The sequence below is a fragment of the Pseudomonas sp. 05N434 genome (genome assembly GCF_056396965.1).
On sequence record NZ_JBFTMK010000392.1, the window covers coordinates 8,753 to 12,043 of the forward strand.

The following is a 3,291-nucleotide window of genomic DNA, read 5'->3' on the forward strand; positions in this document are numbered from 1 at the left end:
CCCGCGAAGGCCGCGACTCGGTTTCCCTTGTTGGCACAGATCTCGCTAAGTAATCCCTGCAAGGTAACCAACGGCGGTTGCCCCACCTACGACAAAGACGTCGCTCACCTCATTCGCCCCCTTTTGCGAATCAGGTAGCGGCGTTTTTCCGTTTTGGCCCCAGAGACCGGGGCTGGTGGTGCGGCCGTTGCGGCGCCCCACCTGCAAGCTCATGACTCCTTCTTGATACGCCTGACAGCTGAGGTGCGCGATGAATTCAAGCTTCTGGAAATCCGGCCATACCCCGACACTGTTCGCAGCCTTCCTCTATTTCGATCTGAGCTTCATGGTCTGGTACCTGCTCGGCCCCCTGGCGGTGCAGATCGCCGCTGACCTGCACCTGACCACCCAACAGCGCGGGCTGGTGGTGGCCACGCCGATTCTGGCCGGTGCCGTATTGCGCTTTACGATGGGCCTGCTGGCTGATCGCCTGTCGCCAAAAACCGCCGGGATCATCGGCCAGATAATCGTCATCAGCGCCCTGCTCGTTGCCTGGAAAGTCGGCATCCACAGTTACGAGCAGGCGCTGTTGCTGGGCCTGTTCCTCGGCATGGCCGGTGCGTCTTTCGCCGTCGCCCTGCCGCTGGCCTCGCAATGGTATCCGCCGCAGCACCAAGGCAAAGCCATGGGCATCGCCGGTGCCGGTAACTCGGGCACCGTGCTGGCCGCCCTGATCGCTCCGGTGCTGGCCGCCGCGTATGGCTGGAGCAACGTGTTCGGCTTCGCCCTGATCCCGTTGATCCTGACCCTGATCGTCTTCGCTTGGCTGGCCAAGAACGCCCCTGAGCGGCCGAAAGCCAAGTCCATGGCCGACTACCTCAAGGCCCTGGGTGACCGCGACAGCTGGTGGTTCATGTTTTTCTACAGCGTGACCTTCGGCGGCTTCATCGGTCTGGCCAGCGCCCTGCCCGGCTACTTCAATGACCAGTACGGCCTGAGCCCGGTCACTGCCGGTTACTACACCGCTGCTTGCGTGTTCGGTGGYAGCCTGATGCGTCCGCTGGGCGGCGCGCTGGCGGATCGCTTCGGCGGGATTCGCACCCTGTTGGCGATGTACACCGTGGCAGCGATCTGCATTGCGACCGTGGGTTTCAATCTGCCGAGTTCCTACGCAGCATTGGCGCTTTTCGTCTGCACTATGCTCGGTTTAGGTGCAGGTAACGGTGCGGTATTCCAGTTGGTCCCACAGCGTTTTCGTCGGGAGATCGGTGTGATGACCGGTTTGATCGGCATGGCCGGCGGCATCGGTGGCTTCGCACTGGCGGCCGGCATGGGCGCGATCAAGCAAAGTACCGGCAGCTATCAAATGGCCTTGTGGTTGTTCGCCAGTCTCGGCGTACTCGCCTGGTTCGGTCTGCACGGGGTGAAACGTCGCTGGAGAACCACTTGGGGTTCGGCAGCCGTCACCGCTGCTCGCGTGTGAGGATTGAATGAGCCTGCAACTGAGTTTTGCCGAAGCCAGCGCCATCGGCCCTCGCGAAGAGAACCAGGACGCTCTGCGCCTGGTCACTCCGGCTCCGGCACTGGCGGCGAGCAAGGGTTACCTGTTCGCCATCGCCGACGGCGTCAGCCAATGCGCCGATGGCGGTCTCGCGGCCCGTTCGACCTTGCAGGCCTTGGCGCTGGATTATTACGCCACACCGGAAACCTGGGGTGTCGCCCAGGCACTCGATCGCCTGCTACTGGCGCAAAACCGCTGGTTGCAGGCCAACGGCGGTGGGCAACCGCTGCTGACCACGGTCAGTGCCTTGGTGATGCGTGGCAGGCGTTTCACTTTGGCGCATGTCGGCGATTGCCGGGTTTACCGCTGGCACGCCGACACCTTGCAACGGGTGAGCGAGGATCACGTCTGGGACCAGCCGGGCATGCAGCATGTGCTCAAGCGGGCCCTGGGGCTGGATCAACATCTGGTGCTGGACTTTCTGGATGGCGAACTGCGCCTGAACGAGAGTTTCGTGCTGCTCAGCGACGGCATCTGGGCCGTGCTGGGCGACACCGCCATCGCGGCGATTCTGCGCGATCAACCTGACCTCAACAGTGCCGCGCAGACCCTGGTCAGCGCCGCGCACCTGGCCGGCAGCCAGGATAATGCCAGCGCCCTGCTGGTGCGGGTCGATGCCCTTGGCGAAACCAGCATTGGCGATGCACTGATTCACCTGCAGCAATGGCCTCTGCCGCCTGCACTGAAACCGGGCCAGACCTTCGAAGGCTGGCAGGTCGAAGGGATCCTCGGCCAGAGCCAGCAATCGCTGCTCTACCGGGTGCGCGATGCACAACAACAGCGCTGGCTACTGAAAACCTTGCCCGGCGCTCTGCGTGACGATCACCAGGCCGGGCAGGCATTGTTGTCGGAGGAATGGTTTCTCAAGCGTGTAGCCGGTCGGCATTTCCCTGAAGTCCATGCCGCCAGTCAGCGTCAGCATTTGTATTACGTGATGCGTGAGTATTCCGGGTCGACCCTGGCTGAGTTGCATGAGCGCGTCACAACGCTGCCACTGGCGCAATGGCAGGACCTGGCCGAACGCTTGCTGCGGGCTGTCGGCATCCTGCATCGACGGCAGATCCTGCATCGCGATATCAAACCGGAGAACCTGCTGCTGGGGGACGACGGCGAGTTGCGCCTGCTGGATTTCGGCCTCGCCTACTGTCCGGGGCTGTCCGAAGATCAAGCCTTCGCCCTGCCTGGAACGCCCAGCTATATCGCGCCAGAAGCGTTTCGCGGCGACCTGCCGACACCACAACAGGATCTGTATGCCGTCGGCGTGACCTTGTACTACCTGCTCACCGGGCATTATCCCTACGGCGAAATCGAAGCGTTCCAGCGCCCACGGTTTGGCGTGCCTGTCAGCGCCAGTCGCTACCGGCCCGACCTGCCGGAATGGATCGCGCAAAGTCTGGAGCGCGCGGTGGCGGTAGCCCCGGATCAGCGCTTTGAAACGGCCGAAGAATGGTTGTTGCTGCTGGAACAGGGAGAACGACGCAGTTTGAGCGTGCGACCCAGACCGTTGCTGGAGCGCGAGCCGTTGAAGGTTTGGCGGACGTTGGCACTGGTGTCGTTGCTGGTGAATCTGGTGCTGCTGTTTTTGTTGTTTCACGGTTAAAAGATCAAAAGATCGCAGCCTGCGGCAGCTCCTTCGGGAGCCCACGATCTCCTGCGGGAGCTGCCGTAGGCTGCGATCTTTTGATTTTTCTGCTTCAAAACCGGGCATCGCGCCTTGAACCGGTGCACGCAAACACCCTCCTCCCATGACC

The 3,291-nt window shown here is 62.4% G+C and carries 2 protein-coding genes; both read left to right on the top strand.

Features of this window, described 5'->3' with window-relative positions; all coding sequences use genetic code 11:
- Positions 1–250 precede the first annotated feature (250 nt).
- Positions 251–1,462, top strand: a complete 1,212-nt coding sequence (locus AC1DLB_RS21530; protein WP_477743794.1) for a nitrate/nitrite transporter — start codon at positions 251–253, stop codon at positions 1,460–1,462.
- A 7-nt stretch (positions 1,463–1,469) separates the two neighbouring features.
- Positions 1,470–3,140, top strand: coding sequence for a bifunctional protein-serine/threonine kinase/phosphatase (locus AC1DLB_RS21535; protein WP_064619175.1), 1,671 nt, complete (start codon positions 1,470–1,472; stop codon positions 3,138–3,140).
- Positions 3,141–3,291 lie beyond the last annotated feature (151 nt).

Coding starts and splice junctions, on each gene's coding strand:
- AC1DLB_RS21535 (WP_064619175.1), top strand. CDS start 1,470: ATGAGCCTGCAACTGAGTTTTGCCGAAGCCAGCGCCATCGGCCCTCGC.